Below are 26,003 nucleotides of genomic sequence, written 5' to 3' on the forward strand. Positions count from 1 at the left end.
GTCATTGCTATGAGTTTGAAAGGTGTTGAACTTCAAATTGCAATACCTAAAACGTTCGATGCTGGAAAGGTAGCAGATCAGCTTCAACAACAAAGTTCCATTCATCAATCTAATGCACAAGCAGCCTCAGAAAGACAGTTAGAAAAGAATAGAGAAACGGTTATAAAATCAAATAGTGCTGAGGAAGCTAGTCTTGAGGATCGTGAAAGAGAGCAAGCAGAACAAGAGCGGAAAAAAAGAGAAAAAAAAGAACAAGAAATGAAAGAGACAAAGCATCCTTTTAAAGGGAATTTTGTGGATTTTAGTGGATAGGAGCAGCTATGATATCTACCATATTAGTAGTATTATTTATACTTCAGATCATCAGTTTTTATTTTATAGCGTTATTAAATGCAAAGTTTACTAAATTTAAGGATATAGAAAATAAGCAAGAACAAGTGCTAGCAGAGATAGAAGATTCATTTAGCGCTTACATTGCAGAAATGAAAGACGAAAACAATCGACTGCTGCAAGAGTTAAAAAATACGGAAGTATCCATAGCAGCGACTACTAGTGAAATGAAAAAAGAAACCATAGTAGAAACTCCATCCTTTGAGCTTCCTAAATCATTTGTTTCGAAAAAACTTGCAGCAAATAGCTATCTAAAAACAGCTGAAGCTTCAGAGAAGAAAGTTCCTGTTACCATAAAAGAAAAGGTATTTTATCACCATTCCGAAGGAAAAAGTATAGAAGAAATTGCGAAGCTGTTACAATTGGGTAAAACAGAAGTAGAGCTTTTCTTAAAATTTAAGGATTAATAGTTGAAAGAATGAAATATGTGTGGTATATTACAATACGGTATGAATACACACGCAGTTCGGATGGAATTAGCAGGTGCTCTTTCAATAGAGTAGCTAATGAAAAATGATGAATGCGGAAGACTAAACCAAACCAGGAGGAAACAAACATGTCAGTAATCTCTATGAAACAATTACTTGAGGCTGGTGTACACTTCGGTCACCAAACTCGCCGTTGGAATCCAAAAATGAAAAAATTCATTTTTGTTGAGCGTAACGGAATCTACATCATCGATCTTCAAAAAACGGTGAAAAAATTAGAAGAAGCTTATGACTTCATGCGTCAAGTAGGTCAAGACGGTGGGAAAGTTCTTTTCGTTGGAACTAAAAAACAAGCTCAAGAAGCTATTAAAGACGAAGCAGAGCGTTCAGGTAACTACTACATCAACCAACGTTGGTTAGGTGGTACTTTAACAAACTTCGGTACTATTCAAAAACGTGTATCTCGTCTAAAAGCTATCGAAAAAATGGAAGAAGACGGTACTTTCTCTGTACTTCCTAAAAAAGAAGTTGTTCAACTTAAAAAAGAACACGAACGTCTAGTTAAATTCTTAGGCGGTATCCGCGATATGAAAGCTATTCCGGATGTAATGTTCGTTGTTGACCCTCGTAAAGAGCGTATTGCTGTTGCAGAAGCTCGTAAACTTAACATTCCATTAGTAGGAATCGTTGATACAAACTGTGATCCAGATGAAATCGACTATGTAATTCCTGCAAATGATGATGCAATTCGCGCGGTTAAATTATTAACAGCTAAAATGGCGGATGCATTACTTGAAGCAAGACAAGGTGAAGACGAAGTAGCTACAGCTGATGTTGCTGCTGAGTAAGAAGAAGTAAGTAACAGGTGATAAGCGGCCAAACCACTTATCACCTTTTTTTGAGAAATCGACCTTAATTGTACTAGGAGGAATTTATAATGGCAGTTACAGCTCAGATGGTAAAAGAATTGCGTGAAAAAACTGGCGCAGGTATGATGGATTGTAAAAAAGCATTAGTTCAAACAGATGGTAATTTAGAAGCAGCGATTGATTTTTTACGTGAAAAAGGTCTTTCTTCTGCAGCTAAAAAAGCAGATCGTATCGCAGCTGAAGGTACAACTTACATTTCAGTTGAAGGAAACAAAGCTGTATTATTAGAAATGAATGCAGAAACAGATTTCGTTTCTAAAAACGAAGCATTCCAACAGTTAGTACAACAAGTTGCTACTCATTTATTAGCAACTGAACCGGCTTCATTAGAAGTGGCACTAGCTTCAACAATCGAAGGCGATCTAACAGTAGAAAACGTTATTTCAAATGCAATTGCTAAAATTGGAGAAAAAATAACACTTCGTCGTTTCGTAATTGAAACAAAAACAGATGCTGATGCATTTGGTCCATACCTACATATGGGTGGACGCATTGGTGTTCTTACAGTTATTGAAGGTACTACTGATACTCAAGCAGCGAAAGACGTTGCAATGCATATTGCAGCATTAAACCCTGCTTATATCTCTCGTGATGAAGTATCTGCTGAAGCAGTAGAACATGAGCGTAAAATATTAACGGAACAAGCTTTAAACGAAGGTAAACCTGAAAATATCGTTGCGAAAATGGTAGAAGGTCGCCTTGGGAAATATTTCGAAGATGTGTGCTTACTTGACCAATCTTTCGTTAAAAATCCAGATCAAAAAGTTCGCGTATTCGTTGAATCTACTGGTGGAAACTTAAAATCATTCACTCGCTACGCTGTTGGTGAAGGTATTGAAAAACGCGAAGATAACTTTGCTGAAGAAGTAATGAGCCAAGTTAAAGGTAACTAATAAAATAGGAAGAATACGATTCGTATTCTTCGTTAAATAGTCAGAAAAACTAGGGAGCACGTAATTTGTGTTCCCTATTTTTAAAGAAGAGAGATGGAGGATACCTATGAGCAACCCACAATACAAAAGAATTGTTTTAAAACTGAGTGGCGAAGCGTTAGCTGGAGAACAAGGTTTCGGATTATCTCCTGAAATAATTAAGTCTGTAGCAGAACAAGTGAAAGAAGTAGTGGACCTTGGTGTTGAAGTCGCAGTAGTTGTAGGCGGAGGAAATATTTGGCGAGGAAAAGTAGGCAGTGAAATGGGCATGGATCGTGCTACAGCTGACTACATGGGAATGCTTGCTACAGTAATGAATTCTCTTGCTTTACAAGACTCACTTGAAAAATCAGGAATTGAAACGCGTGTTCAAACTTCCATCGAAATGCGACAAGTGGCTGAGCCTTACATACGTAGAAGAGCAATCCGCCACTTAGAAAAGAAGCGAGTAGTTATCTTTGCGGCAGGAACAGGAAATCCATACTTCTCGACAGATACAACAGCGGCTCTTAGAGCAGCTGAGATTGAAGCAGATGTCATTTTGATGGCTAAAAATAATGTAGATGGCGTATATTCAGCTGATCCAAAAACCGATAAAACAGCAGTTAAATACGACGAGCTTTCATTTATTGAAGTTATTCAACAAGGGTTACAAGTGATGGATTCAACAGCGTCTACTTTATGTATGGACAATGATATCTCACTTATTGTATTCTCAATAATGGAAAATGGAAACATTAAAAAGGCTGTTCTAGGTGAGACAATAGGTACAGTCGTTAGGAGGAATTCATAATGCCGAAACAAGTAATTGAGCAAACCAAGGATAAGATGTCCAAATCGATTCAAGTTTATAGCAGAGAACTTGCTTCAATTCGAGCTGGTCGTGCTAATGCATCATTGCTTGACAAAATTTCTATTGATTACTATGGTGCTCCAACACCAATCAATCAAATGGCTGGTATTGCAACTCCAGAAGCTCGATTAATCACAATCCAACCTTACGATAAGTCGGTTCTTGGTGATATCGAAAAAGCGATTATGAAGTCAGATTTAGGAATTACCCCTACTAATGATGGGTCGATCATTCGTATTGCTATTCCTGCTCTAACGGAAGAGCGTCGTAAAGACTTAGTAAAACAAGTGAAAAAAGAAGCAGAAGAAGCTAAAGTTAATATTCGCAATGTTCGTCGTGATGGTAATGATGACCTTAAAAAGTTAGAAAAATCTGGTGCTATCACAGAAGATGAATTAAGAAACTATGCGGAAGAGATTCAAAAACTTACGGACTCTAATATTGAAAAAATCGATGCAATTACAAAAGATAAAGAAAAAGAAATTTTAGAAGTATAAGTTTTGAACTTTTTGTTTGGAAAAGGCGTCCTTTTAGTAGGACGTCTTTTTATATTAGGATTTATTTGATATGATATGATAGGATATATATGTTCTGAGTTGGTTTAAAGTGGGGGTTTGAGAATGCTGAAAAGACTTATTCGTAAGAATGAAAAAACGATAAGTATACATGTAAATGATCGAAAAGAAAAAGCCCAACAAGAACAATTACCGGGCCATATAGCAATTATTATGGACGGGAATGGTAGATGGGCTAAAAAAAGGTCCTTGCCACGTGTAGCAGGTCATCATGAAGGAATGAAGACAGTAAAGAAAATAACTCGATTTGCAAATGAAGTAGGTATAAAAACATTAACGTTGTATGCTTTTTCTACTGAAAATTGGAAAAGACCTAAAATAGAAGTAGAATTTTTAATGCGCTTACCAGAAGAATTTCTAGCAACGTATTTACCTGAGCTAATTGAGCAAAATGTTCAAGTTCAAATGATGGGAAATATTGAATTGCTCCCGGAGCATACGAAAAGAGCCGTTAAACGAGCAATGGAGCAAACCGCGAGTAATGATGGTTTAATATTAAATTTTGCTCTGAACTATGGAAGCAGAGATGAGATAGTTCAAGCGGTGCAAAAAATAGCGCAAGAAGTCCAAGAAGGAAAAATTTCTGCAGATACAATCTCTGAGGACTTGTTGAATAATTATTTAATGACAAAAAATTTAACAGAGCCGGATTTATTGATACGTACAAGTGGTGAAGTTCGTTTAAGTAACTTTATGCTTTGGCAACTTGCGTATACAGAATTTTGGTTTACAGATACATTATGGCCAGATTTTGACGAAGCTTGTCTTATGGATGCGATTGAAAGTTATCAAAAGAGGAATCGAAGATATGGTGGTCTTAAGGGGGAAGAAGTTAATTGAAACAACGAATAATAACAGGTGCTATTGCTTTAGCGCTTTTTCTTCCAATTGTGCTGTTAGGAGGACCTGTATTTACAATTCTTATTTACATAATAGCAGCAGTTGGTTTAAATGAAATGTTGCGAATGAAGGGAATACAGTTATTTTCATTTGCTGGTATTGTATCATTGTTACTTTTATTTATGCTTTTATTGCCTTCATCGATTACGAAGGACGTATTAGAAGTAACAGGCCATACGAAGCTGGAATGGATATTTGTTGCTGTTTTTCTATTACTTATTTATACCGTATTAGTAAAAAATCATTTTACGTTTGATGATGCGGCATTTGTTATTTTGGGTACCTTGTACGTGGGGGTTGGATTCTATTATTTCATAGAAACAAGGAATATTGGATTATCGTATGTGATTTTTGCATTATTAGTAGTTTGGACAACTGATTCAGGCGCTTATTTTACAGGTAGAAAAATTGGTAAACGTAAGCTTTGGCCAGAAATCTCGCCAAATAAAACAGTCGAAGGATTTGTAGGTGGAATTGTTTGGGCACTAGTTACAGCTTTTATTATTCAATGGATTAGCCCGCTCACTTCTTCTTATTTAGTATTAATAGGGATAACAATTGCTGCGTCTATTTTTGGCCAGTTAGGTGACTTAGTAGAGTCCGCGATAAAAAGACATTATAATGTAAAAGATTCAGGTAATTTATTGCCGGGACATGGTGGGATTTTAGATCGTTTTGACAGTCTTCTTTTTGTCATACCATTACTTCACTTTTTACATTTCTTATAAGGAGACGACATTATTTCATGACAAAAAGAATAAGCTTATTAGGAGCAACTGGTTCTATTGGAATTCAAACGTTGGATATTATAAAAGAACATCCATCACAATTTCAATTAGTTGCATGTTCTGCAGGTAAAAATTTAGAAGAGACTAGAAAGATTTTAAATGATTTTTCTGTAGAAGTTGTATCTGTTTTACATGAGGAAGATGCTCGACAACTTCAAAAAGATTTTCCGAAAGTAGAAGTAGTTTTTGGGGATGAAGGTTTAGTGCAAGTTGCTGCACATACAAATGCGGATGTACTTGTAAATGCAGTACTTGGAAGTGTAGGATTAAACCCAACATTAGAAGCAATAAAAAAAGGAATTACGATTGCTATTGCAAATAAAGAAACGTTGGTAACTGCTGGTCATTTAGTGATGCAAGCAGCAAAAGAAAACAATGTCTCTATACTTCCTGTCGATAGTGAGCACTCTGCACTTTTTCAAGCAATGAATGGAGAAAAGAAATCGGAAATTGCAAAACTAATTATTACAGCATCTGGTGGAAGTTTTCGAGATCGATCACGAGAAGAGTTGAAAAATGTTACGGTAAAAGATGCATTAAATCATCCAAATTGGTCGATGGGTTCTAAAATTACAATTGATTCTGCAACGATGATGAATAAGGGATTAGAAGTTATTGAAGCTCGCGTATTGTTTGATATTTCATATGATGATATCGAGGTGTTGCTACATCGGGAAAGTATCATTCATTCCATGATTGAATTTAAAGATACGAGTGTTATCGCCCAATTAGGTACTCCTGATATGCGAGTACCAATTCAATACGCTTTATCCTATCCAAATCGTTTATCTCGTGGGAATGCATCTCGTTTAAATTTAGCAGAGATTGGCAAACTACATTTTGAAGAGATGGATTACGAGAGATATCATGCGCTGAAGCTAGCTGTTGATGCAGGAAGAGCGGGTGGAACGATGACAACCGTATTAAATGCAGCAAATGAAGCAGCAGTAGCATTATTTCTACAAGAGAAAATTGGCTTCTTAATGATAGATGAGCTAATTGAACGTGCAATGGATGAACATGAGGTAATTTCAAGTCCAGATTTAGAAACAATATTACATGTAGATGCTCAGACGAGAAAAAGCGTTCAAAACATGATAAAATGATGGAATAATCTAAGACGAGTTGTAGGATAAAGGTGGGATATAATGGAGACGGCCATTGCGTTTATAATAATATTTGGAAGTATCGTATTCTTTCATGAACTAGGGCATTTTATTTTTGCTAAAAGAGCTGGCATTATGGTTAGAGAGTTTGCTATCGGTTTTGGTCCTAAAATATTTGGAATGACTAAAGGAGAGACACTCTATACCATTCGATTATTACCCTTAGGTGGATATGTTCGAATGGCGGGGGAAGATTTAGACTCTGTCGAATTGCAGCCTGGATATAGAGTTGGGATTCGCATAAACAATGACAATGAAATTGATCAAATTGTACTCAACCAAAATAAGCAATTCGCAGATATGCTTTTTTTAGAAGTTGAGAAATCTGATTTGATGAAAGAAATGTTCATTGAAGGCTACAATGAAGAAGAACGTTTGGTTCGATATAAAATAGCTAGAAATGCTGTTATCATTGAAAATGGAAAAGAAACATTTATTGCACCTTATGATCGTCAATTCGGTTCAAAAACAGTTGGCCAAAGATCACTGGCTATCTTTGCTGGGCCACTTTTTAACTTTATCTTAGCTTTTTTCATCTTTTTATTACTAGGATTACTACAAGGTGTGCCAACAAATGAACCTGTAATCACAACTGTAATGGAAAATAGTCCAGCAGCACAAGCAGGATTAAAAGACGGAGATTTAGTTACAGGAATTAATGGTAGCCCAATTACAACATGGGACGAACTTTCAGAAAAAGTCAAGGTAAGTCCAAATGAAAGCATGAATTTTACTGTTGATCGAAATGGTGAAGTGCTAGAATTTTCTATGACTCCGAATGCAGTGGAGTCTGGAGAAGAAAAAGTTGGACAAATTGGTGTTCAATATATGAGCCCATTAGAAAAAAATCCTGTGCAAGCAGTCGTTTTTGGTGCGCAGCAAACATATGAGTGGACAGTGCGGATATTTACTTTATTAGGAACTTTAATTACAGGGAATTTTTCAATAGATGATTTATCTGGTCCAGTAGGAATTTATAAAGCAACAGAAGAAGTTGCGCAATATGGTGTATTTAATTTGATGCACTGGGCGGCAATTTTAAGTATTAACTTAGGAATTATGAATCTTTTACCACTACCAGCGCTTGATGGTGGTCGACTATTATTCTTCTTATTCGAAGCACTACGTGGAAAACCGATTGATAAACAAAAAGAAGGTATGGTGCATTTTGTTGGAATCATGCTTCTGATGGTATTGATGGTTGTAGTGACGTGGAATGATATACAACGGTTTTTCTTTTAACCCAAATTTCAAGAAGGGAAAGTTCTTTATTATGAACTTTCCTTTCTTTTTCTGTTAATAGTTATAAAAGGAGGGAATCGCTATTATGCAAGATGGCAAAATGAGAATGCACTTATTGTTGCAACAACTAGAGTTAACAGAGGATTCTTTCGTAAAGCATTTTGAAAATGCATCGATTACTAGATTTACCGTTCATAAAAAAATAAGACAATGGCATTTTCAAATTAATATAACCGCTATTCTTCCAATCGAAGTTTTTACTATTTTGCAAACTCGCATACAGGAAAAATTTTCAGGTATCGCAAGCGTATTACTGAAAATCCAATGTCAAAGCAATGAAGTCTCAGAACCTCTAATAAAAGAATATTGGACAAGTGTGCTAAAAGAGTTAAGTGATATGGCTCCACCTCTAAAAGATTGTTTGCTTCAACAACAGCCAGAGTGGAATGGTCAAATGGTCCAATTAACGTGTGGACAAGATCTACAACTACGAACTTTTAAAAAGAAATATGTAGAGCAGCTAGCCGATGTGTATGAAGGATTTGGTTTTCCAAGGATGGCCTTCGATTTTCGTTTAGTAGAAGATACACAGGCCTTAGCGGAAGCTCAAGTTGCCTTTTTAGAACAGCGACGATTAGAAGAAGAAGAGCTCGGCAAAAAAGCGTTAGATGATTTACAAAAGAGAGATCAAAAACGTCAAGAAAATGGAGATTCTGCGTTAGAGGGGCCATTCCAACTAGGTGTTCCGCTTAAGAAAGAAGAACCAATTATTGAAATACGCTCCATACAAGATGAAGAACGAAGAGTGACAATAGAAGGTTTTGTATTTGACGTGGAGGTAAAAGAGCTTAGAAGTGGACGTTCGCTTTTAACTGTGAAGCTTACTGATTATACAGATTCTATTCTTGTGAAAATGTTCTCTAGAGATAAAGAAGATGCACAGATGATGGAACGCCTCCAAAAGGGTATGTGGCTTAAAGTGAGAGGTTCCGTACAAAATGATACATTTGTACGAGACCTAATTATCATGGCACAAGATATGTGTGAGATAAATCCAGTAGTTCGGTTGGATACAGCTAAAGAAAAACGAGTAGAATTACATATGCATAGTCCGATGAGTCAAATGGACGCAGTTTCTTCTGTCTCCGCAATAGTATCGCAAGCTGCAAAATGGGGTCATAAAGCAATTGCCATTACGGATCATGCAAACGTTCAATCATTTCCGGAAGCATATGCTGCTGGAAAAAAGAATGGAATTAAAATTTTGTATGGCCTAGAAGCAAATCTTGTTCATGACGGTGTACCGATAGCTTATGATGAACAACATCTTTCACTAGAAGACGCTACGTATATTGTGTTTGACGTAGAGACAACAGGTTTGTCTGCAACGTATGACAAAATTATTGAGCTTGCTGCAGTGAAAATGCAAAATGGAAATATCATTGATAAATTTGAGCGATTTGTAAACCCACATCATGCGCTTTCTGCAACAACGATTGAATTAACTGGCATCACAGATGATATGGTTCGAAGTGCCCCAGAAATAGAAGATGTAATTAGAGATTTTTACGAATTTATTGGGGATGGAATCATTGTTGCGCATAATGCATCCTTCGATATGGGGTTTTTATATGAAGGTTATCGTAGATGTGGCATTGATCATTTTACCCACCCTGTTATTGATACATTAGAGCTTGCAAGATTCCTACATCCTGAGCTAAAAACGCATCGTCTGGGTTCCTTAGCTAAAAAGTTTAATATTGAGTTAACACAGGCTCACCGAGCAATCTTTGACTGTGAAGCAACTGGATATTTACTGCTACATTTATTGAAAGAAGCTGAAGAACAAGATATTCAATTCCATGATGATTTTAATAAACATATAGGTCAAGGTGATTCGTTTAAAAGAGCAAGACCATCGCACTGTACAATTTTAGCAGTAAATGAGGAAGGGCTTAAAAACTTATTTAAATTAGTATCCCTTTCACATATAAATACTTTTTATCGAGTGCCTAGAATTAAAAGATCCGTATTGCAAAAGCATCGAGCGGGTTTAATTATTGGTTCTGGTTGTGATAAAGGGGAAGTTTTTGAAGGACTTATGCAAAAGCCTCTTGAACAAGTAGAAGAAATTGCGAAGTTTTATGATTATTTAGAAATTCATCCGAAAGAAGTATACTCCCATTTGCTTCAAATGGAGCTTGTTCGCGATGAGTGGAATCTAGAAGATATTATTCGTAAAATGATTAAATTAGGGAAAAAACTAAATCTTCCTGTAGCAGCAACTGGAAATGTACATTACTTACATGAAAATGACGCGATTTTTAGAAAGATTTTAGTGAACTCACAAGGTGGAGCAAATCCACTTAATCGACATGAACTACCGAAAGTGCATTTTCGAACGACGAATGAAATGCTAGATGCTTTTTCTTTCTTAGGCGAAGATTTAGCTAAAGAGATAGTTGTGACGAACCCACAAAAGATCGCAGATTCGATAGAGGACATCAAACCAATTAAGGATGATTTATATACTCCAAAAATTGAAGGGGCAGATGAAGAAGTTCGATCGTTAACTTATTCAAAAGCGAAAGAAATTTACGGAGACAATCTTCCCGAAATTGTAGAAGCAAGAATAGAAAAGGAATTAACTTCGATTATTGGACATGGATTCGCGGTTATTTACTTAATTTCACATAAACTAGTGAAAAAATCATTGGATGACGGATATTTAGTTGGATCCCGTGGGTCGGTAGGATCTTCATTAGTTGCAACTTTAACGGAAATAACAGAAGTAAACCCATTACCGCCTCATTATGTTTGTCCAAACTGTCAGCTTTCGGAGTTTTTCCTAGACGGCTCTGTTGGTTCAGGTTTTGACTTGCCAAATAAAAACTGTGTGGAATGCGATACTCCTTATGTAAAAGAAGGACAAGATATACCGTTCGAAACTTTCCTTGGGTTTAAAGGGGATAAAGTTCCGGATATAGATTTAAACTTTAGTGGAGAGTATCAGCCAATCGCACATAACTATACAAAGGAGCTATTTGGTGAGGATTACGTGTTTAGAGCTGGAACAATCGGAACAGTTGCTGAGAAAACGGCTTATGGATATGTTCGAGGGTATACAAATGACAATAATTTAACGTTACGTGGAGCAGAAATAGATCGTTTAGTTCAAGGGTGTACAGGCGTTAAGCGAACAACAGGTCAACATCCAGGTGGAATCATTGTAGTTCCAGACTATATGGACATTTATGATTTCTCGCCTATTCAATTTCCTGCGGATGCTCAAGATTCGGAATGGAAAACAACCCATTTTGACTTCCACTCGATTCACGATAACTTATTAAAACTCGATATACTTGGCCACGATGATCCGACCGTTATTCGTATGCTGCAAGACTTATCAGGAATTGATCCAAAAACAATTCCGACAGACGATCCAGAAGTGATGAAAATATTTAGTGGAACGGAATCACTAGGTGTGACAGAAGAGCAAATTGATTGTAAAACTGGTACGTTAGGTATTCCAGAGTTTGGTACTCGGTTTGTTCGACAAATGTTAGAAGAAACAAAACCATCTACTTTCTCTGAGCTTGTCCAAATTTCTGGACTTTCCCATGGGACAGATGTATGGCTTGGTAACGCTCAAGAGTTGATTCAAGACGGAACATGTCAGCTTTCAGATGTTATCGGTTGTCGAGATGACATTATGGTTTATTTAATATATCAAGGCTTAGAGCCATCATTAGCGTTTAAAATTATGGAATCTGTCCGTAAAGGAAAAGGATTATCTCCAGAGTTTGAAGCAGAAATGAAATCTCAAGGTGTAGCAAATTGGTACATTGAGTCTTGTAAAAAAATCAAATACATGTTCCCGAAAGCGCATGCTGCTGCATACGTATTAATGGCAGTTCGTATTGCATATTTCAAGGTACATTTTCCAATACTATATTATGCGGCATATTTTACAGTCCGAGCGTCAGATTTTGATTTAATATCCATGATAAATGGTTCACAAACTATGCGGGCAAAATTAGGTGAAATCAATGCAAAAGGATTGGAAGTGTCTAATAAAGAGAAAAGCTTAGCAACTGTTTTAGAGATTGCACTTGAAATGTCAGAGCGTGGTATTAGAATGCAAAAAGTAGATCTGTACAAATCAAAAGCAAATGAGTTTACAATTGAAGGAGATACACTTATTCCACCTTTCGATGCCATCCCTGGCTTAGGAACAAATGTTGCCATACAAATTGTTAAAGCAAGACAAGATGGTGAATTTTTATCGAAGGAAGACCTCCAACAAAGAGGGAAAGTTTCGAAAACAATTATCGAGTATTTGGATGTTATGGGTTGTTTAGAAGGGCTTCCTGACGCTAATCAGCTATCGTTGTTTTAGTATGGAATTTGCAAGAAAGCCAATGGTATGGTAATATAAAACTACCAATGTTTCATAGTTCTGTGACGAAAGAGTGGGATTTCCCGCTCTTTTCTGTTGTTATATAGAAAATCATTGTTGTGTAGGAGGCTTATATGAGTAATATTACTAGTAAAATTGAAGAGCTTGTAGTACCGATTTTACAAGAGTTGAACTTAGAGCTCGTAGATATCGAATACGTAAAAGAAGGTCGCGATTGGTTCTTGCGCATCTATATTGATACTCCAACTGGTCGTATAGATATTGAGCAATGTGCTCAAGTTAGTGAAAAACTAAGCGAAAAATTAGATGAAGTGGACCCAATAACAGAGAATTACTTCTTAGAAGTTTCATCTCCTGGGGCTGAAAGACCTCTGAAAAAAGATGCTGATTTCGTTGCAGCAGTAGGGAAATTTGTCTTCATTAAAACGTATGAGCCAGTAAAAGGCGCAAAAGAATTTGAAGGAACATTACTTTCTTATTCAGCTGAAGAAGGCGTATTAATCGAAGTACGTGTGAAAACAAGAAGAATTAAAATCCAAATCGAAAAAGAGAAAATTGCGCTTGCTCGTTTAGCAATCGATTTCTCTGCATAATGTATATTGAGGAGTGATAGCTGTGAGTAGTGATTTATTAGATGCGTTAACTGCGCTAGAGAAGCAAAAAGGAATTTCAAGAGATGTTTTAATAGATGCAATTGAAGCGGCATTAGTGACGGCATATAAAAGAAATTTTAACCAAGCACAAAATGTTCGTGTAGATATTAACTTGGCAAATGGAACAATGCTTGTTTATTCTCGTAAAGATGTGGTAGAGGAAGTTGCGGATGATCGTTTACAAATCTCATTAGAAGATGCGCAAATTATTAATCCTCATTTTGTAATTGGTGATGTTGTAGAACAAGAAGTAACTCCACGTAATTTTGGACGTATTGCTGCTCAAACTGCGAAACAAGTTGTTACACAACGTGTACGTGAAGCAGAGCGTGGTTTAATTTATGAAGAATATGTGGATCGTGAAGATGATATCGTAAATGGTATTGTAGAGCGTCTAGATGCACGTAATATTTACGTTGGTTTAGGTAAAGTCGAAGCAGTATTACCTGTGAATGAGCAAATCCAAACAGAAACGTTTCGTCCTCATGACCGTATAAAAGTGTATATTACAAAAGTAGAGCGCACAACACGCGGACCACAAGTTTTTGTATCAAGAACACATCCTGGATTGCTTCGTCGTTTATTTGAAATGGAAGTTCCGGAAATTTTCGAGGGAATTGTTGAGATTAAATCAATTGCTCGTGAAGCAGGAGACCGTTCAAAAATTTCTGTATTTGCTCATAATGATGAAATAGATCCAGTAGGTTCTTGTGTTGGAGCAAAAGGTGCACGAGTTCAAACGATTGTTAATGAATTAAGTGGAGAAAAAATCGACATTGTAGAATGGTCAGAAGATCCAGTAATTTTTGTTGCAAATGCACTTAGTCCTTCTAAAGTGTTAGATGTACAAGTGAACGAAGAAGAAAAGTCTACTACAGTTGTCGTTCCAGATTATCAACTTTCGCTTGCAATTGGTAAAAGAGGTCAAAATGCACGACTTGCTGCTAAATTAACTGGTTGGAAAATTGATATTAAAAGTGAGACAGATGCAAGAGAATTAGGAATTTACCCTAATGAAAATTCTCCTCAAGTGGTTGTCGAAAGCTTAGATGAAATGGATGACTTTGACTTCTATAAAGACGAAGAGTAAGAATAAGCAAGGATGGTGAGCGTGTATGGCTATTCAAAAGAAAATTCCATTACGTAAATGTGTTGCTACTGGCGAAATGTTTCCCAAAAAAGAAATGATTCGTATTGTTCGCTCGAAAGAAGGAGAAGTGAGCGTGGATCTGACTGGCAAAAAATCTGGTCGTGGCGCTTACGTATCTAAAACGATCGAAGCAGTGAACCAAGCGAAAAAGAAAAATTCACTTGGCAATCATTTAGAAGCGTCCGTCCCAAGTGAAATATATGATGAATTAATCGTCATTATTGAAAGAGAAAAACTAAAATGACAATAGAGCAGCAAATTTTACAGTTACTTGGCCTTGCTACACGAGCAAGGAAAACTATTTCAGGCGAAGAATTAGTCGTAAAAGAAATAAGAAGCCAGAAAGCTAAATTAGTAATTATTTCGACTGATGCTTCTAAAAATACATCAAAAAAAATTAATGATAAAAGTGCATCTTTTAACGTTGAGCTGCATGTCTTTGGAGACCGGCACGATCTCGGACATGCGACGGGAAAAGAGGCCAGAGTGGCAATAGCCATTATGGATGACGGTTTCGCTAAAAAACTGTCCGGCCTTCTCAACGAATATAACCGGGGGTGAGCTAATGACTAAAATCAGAGTTCATGAATACGCGAAACAAATAGATAAATCTAGTAAAGAAGTTATTGAGCAATTAGGAAAACTAAACATTCAAGTGACGAATCATATGTCAACACTTGAGGGAGATGCCGTAACTAAATTGGATAGCGTCTATAAAAAAACAACAGAACAACCTAAAGCAACTACTCAAGGTCAATCAAGACCAACAAACCAAGGTCAATCAAGACCAACGAATCAAGGTCAATCAAGACCAACGAATCAAGGTCAATCAAGACCAACAAATCAAGGTCAATCAAGACCAACAAACCAAGGTCAGTCAAGACCAACGAATCAAGGTCAATCAAGACCAACGAACCAAGGTCAATCAAGACCAGCTGCTCAAAGCACTACTCAAAGTACTACGCAAGGAACGAACAATCAACCAAAAGATAAAAAAACTTTTACTAATAACAATCGACCAGCTGGTCAAAATCGTCCAGGCGGACAAAACAGACCGGGTGGGCAAAATAGACCAGGCCAAAAATTCCAAAAGAGAAGAAAAGGCCCAACAACACCTGTTCAACCTCCAGTACCAAGAAAAGAAAGAGAACTTCCTGCGAAAATTACATTTACAGAGTCATTAACTGTAATGGAGCTAGCGAAAAAACTTGGTCGCGAGCCAGCTGAAATTATTAAAAAACTGTTTTTACTTGGGGTAATGGCAACAATTAACCAAGTACTTGACAAGGATGCAATTGAGTTGATTTGTGCAGACTACGGAGTAGAAGTGGAAGAAGAAATCAAAATCGATATAACTGATTTAGAAGTTCATTTCGAGTCTACAGAAGAAGACAGCGCAAATACAATAGAACGTCCACCGGTTGTAACAATTATGGGACATGTTGACCATGGTAAAACAACACTTCTAGACTCTATTCGTAACACAAAAGTTACGGCTGGAGAAGCAGGTGGTATTACACAACATATTGGGGCATACCAAGTAGTAGATAATGGCAAAAAAATTACTTTCCTAGATACACCAGGACATGCTGCGTTCACAACGATGCGTGCACGTGGAGCAAAAGTTACGGATATTACGATCCTTGTAGTTGCTGCAGATGATGGGGTAATGCCACAAACAGTGGAAGCGATTAACCATGCGAAAGCTGCAGAAGTTCCTATTATTGTTGCAGTAAATAAAATGGATAAACCCGGTGCAAATCCAGAGCGCGTAATGCAAGAGTTAACTGAGCATGGATTAGTTTCTGAAGCTTGGGGCGGAGAAACAATTTTTGTACCAATTTCTGCATTAAATGGTGAAGGAATTGATAATCTTCTTGAAATGGTATTACTTGTATCAGAAGTAGGAGAGCTAAAAGCGAATCCTAAACGTCTTGCTTTAGGGACTGTAATTGAAGCTCAACTGGATAAAGGTAGAGGATCAGTTGCAACACTATTAGTACAAGATGGTACACTTAAAGTAGGAGATCCAATTGTTGTAGGTCACGCATTTGGTCGCGTACGAGCAATGGTAAATGACCTTGGTCGTCGTGTAAAAGAAGCGGGCCCATCTACTCCAGTAGAAATTACCGGATTAAATGAAGTACCACAAGCAGGAGATCGCTTTGTAGTATTTGAAGACGAAAAAACGGCACGTCAAGTTGGAGAATCTCGTGCTTCAGAAGCACAAGTTAGCCAACGCTCTGAAAAAGCTCGTGTTACATTAGACAATTTATTTGATCAAATGAAACAAGGAGAAATGAAAGAGTTAAACTTAATTGTTAAAGCAGATGTACAAGGTACTGTAGAAGCAATGGCAGCTTCATTAATGAAAATTGAAGTAGAAGGTGTAAATGTTCGAATCATTCACACTGGAGCAGGAGCAATTACAGAATCAGATATTAGCCTTGCAGCAGCATCAAACGCTATCGTAATTGGTTTTAATGTTCGCCCAGATACAAATGCAAAACGTGCAGCTGATCAAGAAGGCGTGGATATTCGTCTACACAGAGTTATTTATAAAGTAATCGAAGAAATTGAATCTGCGATGACAGGATTACTAGATCCTGAATTCCAAGAAAAAATTATCGGTCAAGCAGAAATTCGTGAAACATTTAAAGTTTCAAAAGTAGGAACAATTGCTGGTTCATACGTTACAGAAGGTAAGATTTCGAGAGATAGTGGTGTTCGTATTATCCGTGATTCCATCGTTATATTTGAAGGCGAATTAGATACATTAAAACGTTTTAAAGATGACGCAAAAGAAGTAGCAAAAGGATACGAATGTGGTATTACGATTAAAAACTTCAATGATGTTAAAGAAGGCGACATTATCGAAGCCTACATTATGGAAGAAATCAAACGAAAATGATTGTATATGCAGAGTGTGAATTTTTGATTCCTACTGCACATTCATTGAAAGAAAAAAGAGCAGTTCTTCAACGAACGCTCTCTCGCACGAAACAAAAGTTCAATGTTTCTATTTCGGAAATTGATCACCAAGATGTATGGCAGCGGACGACTATTGGGGTCGTATGTGTTGCTTCCCAAAAGGATGCTGCTGAACGAGAGCTTACAAATGCCATCGGCCATTTAGAATCTTTTCCGGAATGGGAATGCATTGATATAAGAAAAGAACATTTATGATAGAAAATGAGGTGTAGCCATCATGTCGATGCGCGCTAACCGAGTTGCGGAACAAATGAAAAAAGAGTTAGGCGAAATTATAGGCCGAAAACTAAAGGATCCTAACATAGGTTTTGTCACTGTAACAGATGTGGCAGTAACTGGTGATCTTCAACAAGCGACTGTTTATATTACTGTCCTTAATGGAAATAATGGGTCTACTTTAAAAGCTTTGGAAAAAGCGAAAGGGTTTATTCGCTCTGAAATCAGTCAACGTATTAGATTACGTATTACGCCTGAACTACTATTTGAAATTGATGAATCTGCAGCTTATGGAAATCGTATAGATAATTTATTAAGACAGATTAATAAACCGTCTGAGGAATAAAAACAAACAAAGGAGTCTGCTTACTTAATCGAGCAGACTTTTTTGTTGTATAGAATGAATATAGAGGTGAATGAAATGTATGAAGGTATACTTCCATTATGGAAAGAAAAAGGGATGACTTCCCATGACTGCATATTTAAATTACGCAAAATATTAAAAATGAAACGAATTGGACATACAGGTACGCTAGATCCAAATGTGGAAGGAGTACTGCCTATCTGTTTAGGGCAGGCCACCAAAGTATCCGAGTATATTATGAATGAGGGTAAGTCATACGTTGCGACAGTCTCCATCGGAAGCTCGACAACGACAGAAGATGCTGATGGTGAGGTTGTAAACCAAGATGATACAAATAAAAGCTTTTCGAGACAACAAATCTTGGATGTACTCAAACAACTAACTGGAGAGATTACTCAAACTCCACCGATGTACTCAGCTGTGAAAGTAAACGGTAAAAAGTTATATGAATATGCAAGAGAAGGAAAAGAAGTAGAACGTCCAAGTAGAATTGTGACAATTTACAACTTAGATTTACTAGACGAAGCCACTGTTTTTACAGGTGAAAATGTTACTTTTTCTATTGAAATTGGTTGTAGTAAAGGTACCTATATTCGTACACTTGCAGTACAAATTGGTGAGTTGCTCGGTTTTCCGGCGCATATGTCCTCTTTAGTTCGAACAGCTTCAGGAAACTTTACAAAAGAACAATGTTTAACATTGGCTGAAGTGCAAAATGCAGTTGAAAACGGCCTGTTAAAAGAAACTATCTTACCTTTAAAACATGCTCTTGCAAGTTGGCCGTCCATAGAGATAGTAGACGAAACAAGAAAGAGTATAACTAATGGTCAAGTAGTAGAAAGAGATCCTTTACTGGAAACTAATGAGAAAATCATTTATACACTAGATTCCAATCCCTTTGCTGTTTATATTAACCATCCGACAAAAAGTGGTATGATGAAACTAGAAAAAATGTTTGCAACTGAAAAAGGAGAATAGTATGGACGTACATCACTTATCTTACCCAAATCATTTATATAAAAATGAAAGAAATGAAGCATATTCTTTAGCAATAGGCTTCTTTGATGGAGTACATTCGGGACATCAAGCAGTGATCCAAGAAGCAGTAGATAAAGGAAGAGAGCTAAATGTGAAAACAGCGGTAATGACATTTGATCCTCATCCATCCTTAGTTCTTGGAGGTAGAAAAGAGCAAGTATTTTATATTACACCACTGGAACAAAAAATAGAGCTATTAAAAGAGCTACAAGTGGATGCTGTATTTGTCGTGCGATTTACTTCTGATTTTGCAAAATTAACACCTGCACAGTTTATTGAGGCTTTTATTAAGAAAGCAAATGTGAAGCACGTAACAGCAGGATTTGATTTTACATTCGGAGCATTTGGAAAAGGGACATTGGAACATATGGCGCAGCTCTCTGAAGGGAAATATACCGTTTCTGTTGTCGGAAAACAGGAGCTTACTGGGGAAAAAATAAGTTCTACTAGAATAAGAGCTGAACTAAAAGTTGGGAATATGGAAAAAGTAAAAGAATTATTAGGTCGTCCTTTTATGTTATCTGGTGTTGTTGTACACGGGGATAAAAGAGGTAGGACAATCAATTTTCCTACTGCAAATGTTCAACCCAAGGAAGGACAATATACGCCAGCAACTGGTGTATATGCTGTTAAGATTCACATTCAAGAAAAGTGGCATGATGGAGTTTGTAATGTAGGTTTTAAGCCAACTTTTAATAATCCGGATGAGAAAAAGCTTTCCATTGAAGTACATATTTTTCATTTTGATCAATCCATTTATGGGGAGGAAGTAATCGTTCATTGGTACAAGCGTATTCGCTCCGAACAGAAATTTAATGGTATTGATGAATTGAAAGCACAAATTGGAAAAGACAAATTAGTCGCAATCGACTATTTCAAAAATACGATAGTATAATTTTTCCGTAGACTTCAGCACCTGAGCTTTTCTAATAAGATTAATTAGTTGCTTCACGACTGGCAATATGATATTCTTTATAAGTACAAAACTGTACTTAACCTTTCCTTGGCTTTTTCGATTCTCCAACGATTGCTCAGGAATAGGGGATATTAAGAATTATTAGGAGGAAACCAACATGGCAATTACAAAAGAACGTAAAAATGAACTAATCGCTGAGTTCAGAACTCACGAAAGCGATACTGGATCTGCTGATATTCAAATCGCAGTTCTTACAGAAGAGATCAACTCTTTAAACGAACATTTACGTACACACAAAAAAGATCATCACTCACGTCGTGGTCTATTTAAAATGGTTGGACGTCGCCGTAACTTATTAAAATACTTACGTGAAAACGAAGTACAACGTTACCGTGAGCTAATCGCAAAACTTGGTTTACGTCGATAAGATACCACCTAGGAAAGCGGGATTTATCCCGCTTTTTCTATTGGGTCTATTAAAAGTAAAAGTGTTTTTACATTTATTGATTAGTCTTTAAGTGCTAATCGCTCGAGTTTGAATGCCAATTTATGAATGAGGCTGGCGAGTGACTTGCACTTTTTTATAAAATCTTTCGCATAGTTTCGTTATTTTTGATACACTACTTATGATACATATACCCTTTATATACCCTTTTTTAAAGGAGTTTTTGAAGTTGAGAGGAGTCCAGATTAAATGAGTGAAAAGAAAGTATTTACGTACGAATGGGCAGGTCGTCCATTGCAAGTAGAAATTGGACAACTTGCAAAACAAGCGAATGGCGCAGTATTAGTAAGATATGGTGATACAAGTGTATTATCTGTAGCAACTGCTTCGAAGAATCCAAAGAACTTAGACTTTTTCCCTTTAACAGTTAATTATGAAGAAAAATTATATGCTGTTGGTAAAATTCCAGGTGGATTTATTAAACGTGAGGGACGTCCTTCTGAAAGAGCGATATTAACTAGTCGTTTAATTGACCGTCCAATTCGTCCACTATTTCCAGACGGATTCCGTAACGAGGTTCAAGTAATTTCCATCGTTATGTCTGTAGACCAAAACTGCTCATCTGAGATGGCTGCAATGTTAGGCTCTTCTTTAGCACTTAGCGTGTCGGACATTCCTTTTGATGGACCGATTGCTGGAGTTCAGGTTGGTTTAATTGGTGATGAATTTATCATTAATCCAACGGTTGAACAAATGGAGAAAAGTATTTTAGATCTTACTGTAGCTGGAACAAAAGATGCAATTAACATGGTAGAAGCAGGAGCAAAAGAAGTTTCTGAAGAAGTTGTGTTAGAAGCAATTATGTTTGGTCATAGTGAAATCGTTAAATTAATTGAATTCCAAGAAAAAGTTGTTGCTGAAATTGGAAAAGAGAAGAAAGAAATTGCTCTTTTTGAATTAGATAAAGAACTTTTTGCAGAAGTAAAAGATCTTTGTGAAGCAAAACTGGTACAAGCAATTCAAGTGCAAGAAAAGCATGCTCGTGAAGATGCAATTAGTGAAGTTAAAACAGAAGTTTTAGCGCAATATACAGAAAAAGAAGCAACAGAAGAAACATTAAAACAAGTTCGTGAAATTTTGGATGCTATGGTTAAAGACGAAGTTCGTCGTTTAATCACAGAAGATAAAATTCGTCCGGATGGTCGTGGTGTAGCTGAGATTCGTCCTCTTTCTTCTGAGGTTGGCGTTTTACCTAGAACACATGGTTCTGGATTATTTACACGAGGTCAAACACAAGCATTAAGTATTTGTACATTAGGGCCCCTTGGCGATGTTCAAATTATTGATGGTATTGGATTAGAAGAATCGAAACGATTTATGCATCATTACAACTTCCCTCAATTCAGCGTTGGGGAAACTGGACCAATTCGTGCTCCAGGTCGTCGTGAAATTGGACATGGTGCATTAGGGGAACGCGCTCTTGAAGCAGTTATTCCAGATGAAAATGATTTCCCATATACACTTCGTTTAGTAGCGGAAGTATTAGAATCTAATGGTTCTACTTCTCAAGCAAGTATTTGCGCATCAACTCTTGCAATGATGGATGCTGGTGTGCCTCTTAAAGCACCGGTTGCAGGTATTGCAATGGGTCTTGTGAAAAAAGGCGACAACTATACGATTTTAACAGATATTCAAGGAATGGAAGATCACCTTGGAGATATGGACTTTAAAGTAGCTGGTACATCTAAAGGGATCACAGCACTTCAAATGGATATCAAAATTGACGGGCTATCTAAAACCATTTTAGAAGAAGCACTTGAACAAGCTAAAATTGGACGTATGCAAATTTTAGAAAGCATGCTTGCAACAATTTCGGAACCTCGTGAGAAATTGTCTGCTTATGCACCGAAAATTGTTGTGATCAAAATTAATCCGGACAAAATCCGTGATGTTATCGGACCAGGCGGGAAACAAATTAATAAAATCATTGATGAAACTGGCGTGAAAATTGATACAGAGCAAGATGGTACAATTTACATTGCTTCAGCAGATGAAGTGATGATCGCTCGTGCAAAAGAAATTATCGAAAACATTGTTCGTGTTGCACAAGTTGGTGAATATTATCTAGGGAAAGTAAAACGAATTGAAAAGTTCGGTGCTTTCGTAGAAATTTTCACAGGAAAAGACGGATTACTGCATATTTCAGAAATTCAAGAAGAACGTACGAAAAATGTAGAAGATGTGCTTAAAATTGGTGACGAACTTTTAGTAAAAGTTATTGAAATTGACAATCAAGGTCGCGTAAACTTATCTCGTAAAGTGGTATTAAAAGAGGAAAAAGAACGCGAAGAACAAAAAGAACAAAAAGAACAATAATTAAGAAAAGCGTAAGCGCCTATGTTTGCTTCGACAGGCAAATGGGGAATAGCGAGGAGGCAGCTCCACAGCGATTACACATTTGACCCCAAGGGGAAAGGCGCTTATGTCTAGACATATATTAAGTAGAAAAGTTATACTTTTTAAACAAAAAAGGTTGATCGTAGACAAGTATCTACGGCAACCTTTTTAATTGGGTGAATAGAATAAATAGGGGTGCTAATTTGATAAAGAAAACAACTTGTAAGAACGGACTTCGTATAGTCTCTGAGCATATTCCTCATGTGCGTTCAGTTGCAGTAGGGATCTGGGTGCAAGCAGGCTCTAGATATGAGCTTCCTGAAGAAAATGGATTAACGCATTTTATAGAGCATATGTTATTTAAAGGAACGGCTACGAGAACAGCAAGACAAATAGCAGAAGAATTTGATCGCATTGGCGGAAATATTAATGCTTTTACATCGAAGGAAAACACTTGTTATTATGCCAAAGTACTAGATCACCATGCAAAATACGCAGTAGAAATACTTGCAGATATGTTCTTCCATTCTTTATTTGACCCAAGTGAAATAGACAAAGAGAGACAAGTGGTTTTGGAAGAAATTAATATGGTAGAAGATACACCGGATGACATCGTCCATGAGTACTTATGGAGAGCAATGTTTGAAAATGATCCTCTAGGTTCTCCTATTTTAGGTACGGAAGAGACATTAAACAGCTTTACAAGAGAATCGATCTTATCGTATATGGAAAAACACTATACACCTGAAAATGTAGTGATATCTATTGCTGGTAATATTCCAGAGGGATTTTCAGATTATATTGAATCGTTATTTGGACAGTTTGACCAAAAGGAATCAAAAGCACTAGCTATTACAACTCCAACACTTAAGCCAGTTTACACAGAAAATTATAGAGATACAGAGCAAGCGCATATTTGTTTAGCGTATCCTAGTTTAAGTGTGAAGGCTGATAATATTTATAGTCTGGTTGTTTTAAATAATATTTTAGGTGGAAGCATGTCGTCTAGACTGTTCCAAGAAATTAGAGAAGATAAGGGCCTTGCTTACAGTATTTACTCGTATCACTCCGCTTATGAAGATACTGGTGTACTTACTATTTATGGAGGTACCTCTAGTAATCAATTAGATGAATTGAAAACATCCATTTCTGAAACAACTAAAGCGATTGTGAATAATGGATTTACCGAGACAGAAATTGCAAACGCGAAAGAACAGCTAAAAGGTAACTTATTGTTAGGTTTAGAAAGTTCAAATGCACGAATGAGTAGAAATGGAAAAAATGAGTTGTTATATGGTAAGCATCGCTCATTGGATGAAGTAAGCGAAACGATCGATGAAGTAACGCTAGATTCCGTAATGCAGCTAGCAAAAGAAATTTTTTCGTATGACCCAGCCATATCCGTTATAATGCCTAAAAACGTCAATATTGATTGACGTTTTTTTATATGCTTTTTTAATTCACTTTGTTCTGCAAAATGGCATATACATAAATAGAAAAGAACAAGGAGGGGAAAGATTGTTACTTTCGGAGCTTGCAGAAAAAGAGCTTATTCAAGTAAAAGATGGTGCAAGGTACGGTAAATTAGCAGATACTGAGTTGCTTTTTAACCCACAGACGGGAAAAATAGAAGGTTTTGAAGTGTTTCAAAAGACAGCTTCCTTTTTCCAGTCAAGCAAAGCGAATAAGAAAAAAGAATTCATTTCATGGAATGAAATAATTCTTATCGGTAAAGATCGAATTTTATTTAATGAAACAGATTCATCTAGTGAATCTAGTGCATATTCGTGAAGAAAAAGTGTGCAATAATTGGTACGGACGCCCGCTTGAATCATGTTCAAACAACAGTTTCTGGAGAATTACATGCTAAATTATTTCCGACGATGGTTTGGAATGATGCATTAAAAAATGCAATACATGAATTTCAGCCACAAATTATATTCTTGCCAATCCAAACTTTAAAATTAGAAATTCCATTTGCTTTACCAAAGTCCTGTGAAGTGATATTCATTGGTAAAAAACACGAAGATATAGAGAGAGAATTAAAACAAGGCAATACACATGTCTTTTACTATTTAGAAGACGAAGAGTGGATTTGGGATAATGCAAATCTTACTGCTGAAGGATTTATTAATTATTTTTATTTAAATGAAAAACAATCCATTTACAATAAACAATTTATCATTACTGGTTATGGGAGAGTTGGAAAAAGACTAGCATTTGCACTTCATCATTTAGGTGCGAAAGTAATTATTTCAGTTCGATCGAATCATCAATTATTCGAAGCAAAAAGCTATGGATTTCAAATTGAAACATTAGAAAATATGCTTAAAAGGCAGAAAGATCCATCGATGTATTTGATTAATACGATACCATCCAAATGGCTAGATAATTCAAAAGTTGCATATTTTAAACAGGTCTTTGATCTTGCTTCGAATCCCGGCTGTCTATTAGATTCAGAAACAAATATTCCTGGTAATTATGCTCTCTCTACAAGTTTGCCAGGTATGTATTTTCCGCAAGATGCAGGTTATTTAATTGCCAGATTGATTCAAACACAACTGGCTTTCTTAGAGGAGGAAAAATAGTGTTAAACGGTCTTCGTATCGGTCTTGGGATAACCGCTTCTCATTGTACGTATGAGGAAGTTATCCCAATGATTAGACAATTTACTAATATTGGTGCTATTGTTGTACCAATCATTACGTACTCTGTTCTAACAGCAGCTACTCGATTTGGAACAGGAGAAGAATGGATAGAAAAGATTGAAAATGCAAGTGGAAGTAAAGTAGTGTCAAAAATAGTAGAAGCGGAACCATTTGGACCGACTAATCCGCTTGATTGTATGGTTATTGCTCCGATGACTGGAAATTCAATTAGTAAGCTAGCAAATGCTCAAACCGATTCACCTGTTTTAATGGCTGCTAAAGCAACATTACGTAACGGGAAGCCAGTTGTACTTGGAATTTCAACGAACGATGCACTTGGACTTAACGGTATGAATATAATGAAGCTCCTATCCACAAAAAATATTTATTTTATCCCCTTTGGTCAAGACAATCCTCATAAAAAACCAAACTCGCTAATCGCTGATTTCTCTAAGATTGTACCTACCGTTGAATATGCAATTCAATCGAAACAATTGCAACCTTTACTCATAAGTTATGAATTATAAATATAAAAGAAGATGTATTTTCATGTATATTATGA

At 36.6% G+C, this 26,003-nt stretch carries 26 protein-coding genes; all 26 read left to right on the forward strand.

All coding sequences use genetic code 11. The annotated features are described in order from the left end of the window. Positions 1–9 precede the first annotated feature (9 nt). The 26 genes from MHH81_RS06315 (at position 10) to MHH81_RS06440 (ending at position 25,968) form a co-directional block, all read left to right on the forward strand. A complete protein-coding gene (locus tag MHH81_RS06315; RefSeq protein WP_340919181.1) occupies positions 10–312 on the forward strand; it encodes an RNA polymerase subunit sigma in 303 nt (100 codons plus the stop codon). An 8-nt stretch (positions 313–320) separates the two neighbouring features. Beyond that, positions 321–797 (forward strand): DUF6115 domain-containing protein, encoded by a 477-nt coding sequence (locus MHH81_RS06320; protein WP_340919184.1) that lies wholly within the window; start codon positions 321–323, stop codon positions 795–797. 149 nt (positions 798–946) lie between these two features. Further along, the gene (rpsB, locus tag MHH81_RS06325) at positions 947–1,666 is read left to right on the forward strand and encodes a 30S ribosomal protein S2 (protein WP_340919186.1); all 720 of its coding nucleotides are present in this window, start codon (positions 947–949) and stop codon (positions 1,664–1,666) included. Positions 1,667–1,755: 89 nt separating this feature from the next. Next, entirely contained in the window at positions 1,756–2,640 is an 885-nt protein-coding gene (tsf, locus tag MHH81_RS06330; RefSeq protein ID WP_340919188.1) for a translation elongation factor Ts, read from the forward strand. A gap of 106 nt (positions 2,641–2,746) precedes the next feature. Beyond that, positions 2,747–3,472 carry a UMP kinase gene (gene pyrH, locus MHH81_RS06335; protein WP_340919190.1) on the forward strand — a complete coding sequence of 242 codons (726 nt, stop codon included), beginning with the start codon at positions 2,747–2,749 and terminating at the stop codon, positions 3,470–3,472. Then, the gene (gene frr / locus MHH81_RS06340) at positions 3,472–4,029 is read left to right on the forward strand and encodes a ribosome recycling factor (protein WP_340919192.1); all 558 of its coding nucleotides are present in this window, start codon (positions 3,472–3,474) and stop codon (positions 4,027–4,029) included. Before pyrH ends, frr begins: the two co-directional genes overlap by 1 nt. A 123-nt stretch (positions 4,030–4,152) precedes the next feature. Continuing rightward, the gene (locus MHH81_RS06345; protein WP_340919195.1) at positions 4,153–4,947 is read left to right on the forward strand and encodes an isoprenyl transferase; all 795 of its coding nucleotides are present in this window, start codon (positions 4,153–4,155) and stop codon (positions 4,945–4,947) included. After that, a complete protein-coding gene (locus MHH81_RS06350) occupies positions 4,944–5,735 on the forward strand; it encodes a phosphatidate cytidylyltransferase (RefSeq protein WP_340919197.1) in 792 nt (263 codons plus the stop codon). Before MHH81_RS06345 ends, MHH81_RS06350 begins: the two co-directional genes overlap by 4 nt. A gap of 17 nt (positions 5,736–5,752) precedes the next feature. Then, complete coding sequence (locus MHH81_RS06355; RefSeq protein WP_340919200.1) at positions 5,753–6,901, forward strand: 1-deoxy-D-xylulose-5-phosphate reductoisomerase; 1,149 nt, start codon at positions 5,753–5,755, stop codon at positions 6,899–6,901. Between the two features lie 42 nt (positions 6,902–6,943). After that, positions 6,944–8,203, forward strand: a complete 1,260-nt coding sequence (gene rseP / locus MHH81_RS06360; RefSeq protein ID WP_340919203.1) for an RIP metalloprotease RseP — start codon at positions 6,944–6,946, stop codon at positions 8,201–8,203. A gap of 85 nt (positions 8,204–8,288) precedes the next feature. Next, positions 8,289–12,602 carry a PolC-type DNA polymerase III gene (locus MHH81_RS06365; protein WP_445678072.1) on the forward strand — a complete coding sequence of 1,438 codons (4,314 nt, stop codon included), beginning with the start codon at positions 8,289–8,291 and terminating at the stop codon, positions 12,600–12,602. A gap of 134 nt (positions 12,603–12,736) precedes the next feature. Further along, a complete protein-coding gene (gene rimP, locus MHH81_RS06370; protein WP_340919204.1) occupies positions 12,737–13,216 on the forward strand; it encodes a ribosome maturation factor RimP in 480 nt (159 codons plus the stop codon). A 22-nt stretch (positions 13,217–13,238) separates the two neighbouring features. After that, the gene (gene nusA, locus MHH81_RS06375; protein ID WP_340919206.1) at positions 13,239–14,366 is read left to right on the forward strand and encodes a transcription termination factor NusA; all 1,128 of its coding nucleotides are present in this window, start codon (positions 13,239–13,241) and stop codon (positions 14,364–14,366) included. A 25-nt stretch (positions 14,367–14,391) separates the two neighbouring features. Beyond that, on the forward strand, positions 14,392–14,670 hold the full coding sequence (gene rnpM, locus MHH81_RS06380) for an RNase P modulator RnpM (RefSeq protein ID WP_340919208.1): 279 nt from the start codon (positions 14,392–14,394) through the stop codon (positions 14,668–14,670). Next, positions 14,667–14,987, forward strand: coding sequence for a YlxQ family RNA-binding protein (locus tag MHH81_RS06385; RefSeq protein WP_340919210.1), 321 nt, complete (start codon positions 14,667–14,669; stop codon positions 14,985–14,987). Before rnpM ends, MHH81_RS06385 begins: the two co-directional genes overlap by 4 nt. Positions 14,988–14,991: 4 nt before the next feature. Then, a complete protein-coding gene (gene infB, locus MHH81_RS06390) occupies positions 14,992–17,337 on the forward strand; it encodes a translation initiation factor IF-2 (RefSeq protein ID WP_340919213.1) in 2,346 nt (781 codons plus the stop codon). Then, a complete protein-coding gene (locus tag MHH81_RS06395; protein ID WP_340919216.1) occupies positions 17,334–17,612 on the forward strand; it encodes a DUF503 domain-containing protein in 279 nt (92 codons plus the stop codon). The genes infB and MHH81_RS06395 overlap by 4 nt, the downstream gene beginning before the upstream one ends. A 22-nt stretch (positions 17,613–17,634) precedes the next feature. Then, positions 17,635–17,979, forward strand: coding sequence for a 30S ribosome-binding factor RbfA (rbfA, locus tag MHH81_RS06400; protein WP_340919220.1), 345 nt, complete (start codon positions 17,635–17,637; stop codon positions 17,977–17,979). Positions 17,980–18,054: 75 nt separating this feature from the next. Next, entirely contained in the window at positions 18,055–18,975 is a 921-nt protein-coding gene (gene truB / locus MHH81_RS06405) for a tRNA pseudouridine(55) synthase TruB (RefSeq protein WP_340919221.1), read from the forward strand. 1 nt (position 18,976) lies between these two features. Continuing rightward, positions 18,977–19,930: a riboflavin biosynthesis protein RibF gene (gene ribF / locus MHH81_RS06410; RefSeq protein WP_340919224.1), complete on the forward strand. Its 954-nt coding sequence runs from the start codon at positions 18,977–18,979 to the stop codon at positions 19,928–19,930. 178 nt (positions 19,931–20,108) lie between these two features. After that, complete coding sequence (gene rpsO, locus MHH81_RS06415) at positions 20,109–20,378, forward strand: 30S ribosomal protein S15 (RefSeq protein WP_093263058.1); 270 nt, start codon at positions 20,109–20,111, stop codon at positions 20,376–20,378. A gap of 267 nt (positions 20,379–20,645) precedes the next feature. Then, the gene (gene pnp, locus MHH81_RS06420) at positions 20,646–22,772 is read left to right on the forward strand and encodes a polyribonucleotide nucleotidyltransferase (RefSeq protein WP_340919227.1); all 2,127 of its coding nucleotides are present in this window, start codon (positions 20,646–20,648) and stop codon (positions 22,770–22,772) included. Between the two features lie 224 nt (positions 22,773–22,996). Further along, the gene (locus MHH81_RS06425; RefSeq protein ID WP_340919230.1) at positions 22,997–24,229 is read left to right on the forward strand and encodes a M16 family metallopeptidase; all 1,233 of its coding nucleotides are present in this window, start codon (positions 22,997–22,999) and stop codon (positions 24,227–24,229) included. Between the two features lie 82 nt (positions 24,230–24,311). Beyond that, positions 24,312–24,584 carry a YlmC/YmxH family sporulation protein gene (locus MHH81_RS06430; RefSeq protein ID WP_340919233.1) on the forward strand — a complete coding sequence of 91 codons (273 nt, stop codon included), beginning with the start codon at positions 24,312–24,314 and terminating at the stop codon, positions 24,582–24,584. Between the two features lie 35 nt (positions 24,585–24,619). Beyond that, the gene (locus MHH81_RS06435) at positions 24,620–25,381 is read left to right on the forward strand and encodes an NAD(P)-dependent oxidoreductase (protein WP_340919239.1); all 762 of its coding nucleotides are present in this window, start codon (positions 24,620–24,622) and stop codon (positions 25,379–25,381) included. Continuing rightward, positions 25,381–25,968 carry a dipicolinate synthase subunit B gene (locus MHH81_RS06440; RefSeq protein ID WP_340919241.1) on the forward strand — a complete coding sequence of 196 codons (588 nt, stop codon included), beginning with the start codon at positions 25,381–25,383 and terminating at the stop codon, positions 25,966–25,968. The genes MHH81_RS06435 and MHH81_RS06440 overlap by 1 nt, the downstream gene beginning before the upstream one ends. Positions 25,969–26,003 lie beyond the last annotated feature (35 nt).

It is taken from the genome of Psychrobacillus sp. FSL H8-0484, from assembly GCF_038005325.1.
GTDB lineage: Bacteria > Bacillota > Bacilli > Bacillales_A > Planococcaceae > Psychrobacillus.

Coding starts and splice junctions, on each gene's coding strand:
- rpsB (WP_340919186.1), top strand. CDS start 947: ATGTCAGTAATCTCTATGAAACAATTACTTGAGGCTGGTGTACACTTC.
- infB (WP_340919213.1), top strand. CDS start 14,992: ATGACTAAAATCAGAGTTCATGAATACGCGAAACAAATAGATAAATCT.
- rnpM (WP_340919208.1), top strand. CDS start 14,392: ATGGCTATTCAAAAGAAAATTCCATTACGTAAATGTGTTGCTACTGGC.
- frr (WP_340919192.1), top strand. CDS start 3,472: ATGCCGAAACAAGTAATTGAGCAAACCAAGGATAAGATGTCCAAATCG.
- truB (WP_340919221.1), top strand. CDS start 18,055: ATGTATGAAGGTATACTTCCATTATGGAAAGAAAAAGGGATGACTTCC.
- MHH81_RS06355 (WP_340919200.1), top strand. CDS start 5,753: ATGACAAAAAGAATAAGCTTATTAGGAGCAACTGGTTCTATTGGAATT.
- MHH81_RS06365 (WP_445678072.1), top strand. CDS start 8,289: ATGCAAGATGGCAAAATGAGAATGCACTTATTGTTGCAACAACTAGAG.
- MHH81_RS06385 (WP_340919210.1), top strand. CDS start 14,667: ATGACAATAGAGCAGCAAATTTTACAGTTACTTGGCCTTGCTACACGA.
- rimP (WP_340919204.1), top strand. CDS start 12,737: ATGAGTAATATTACTAGTAAAATTGAAGAGCTTGTAGTACCGATTTTA.
- MHH81_RS06320 (WP_340919184.1), top strand. CDS start 321: ATGATATCTACCATATTAGTAGTATTATTTATACTTCAGATCATCAGT.
- ribF (WP_340919224.1), top strand. CDS start 18,977: ATGGACGTACATCACTTATCTTACCCAAATCATTTATATAAAAATGAA.
- MHH81_RS06395 (WP_340919216.1), top strand. CDS start 17,334: ATGATTGTATATGCAGAGTGTGAATTTTTGATTCCTACTGCACATTCA.
- pyrH (WP_340919190.1), top strand. CDS start 2,747: ATGAGCAACCCACAATACAAAAGAATTGTTTTAAAACTGAGTGGCGAA.
- MHH81_RS06345 (WP_340919195.1), top strand. CDS start 4,153: ATGCTGAAAAGACTTATTCGTAAGAATGAAAAAACGATAAGTATACAT.
- tsf (WP_340919188.1), top strand. CDS start 1,756: ATGGCAGTTACAGCTCAGATGGTAAAAGAATTGCGTGAAAAAACTGGC.
- rpsO (WP_093263058.1), top strand. CDS start 20,109: ATGGCAATTACAAAAGAACGTAAAAATGAACTAATCGCTGAGTTCAGA.
- pnp (WP_340919227.1), top strand. CDS start 20,646: ATGAGTGAAAAGAAAGTATTTACGTACGAATGGGCAGGTCGTCCATTG.
- rseP (WP_340919203.1), top strand. CDS start 6,944: ATGGAGACGGCCATTGCGTTTATAATAATATTTGGAAGTATCGTATTC.
- MHH81_RS06315 (WP_340919181.1), top strand. CDS start 10: ATGAGTTTGAAAGGTGTTGAACTTCAAATTGCAATACCTAAAACGTTC.
- rbfA (WP_340919220.1), top strand. CDS start 17,635: ATGTCGATGCGCGCTAACCGAGTTGCGGAACAAATGAAAAAAGAGTTA.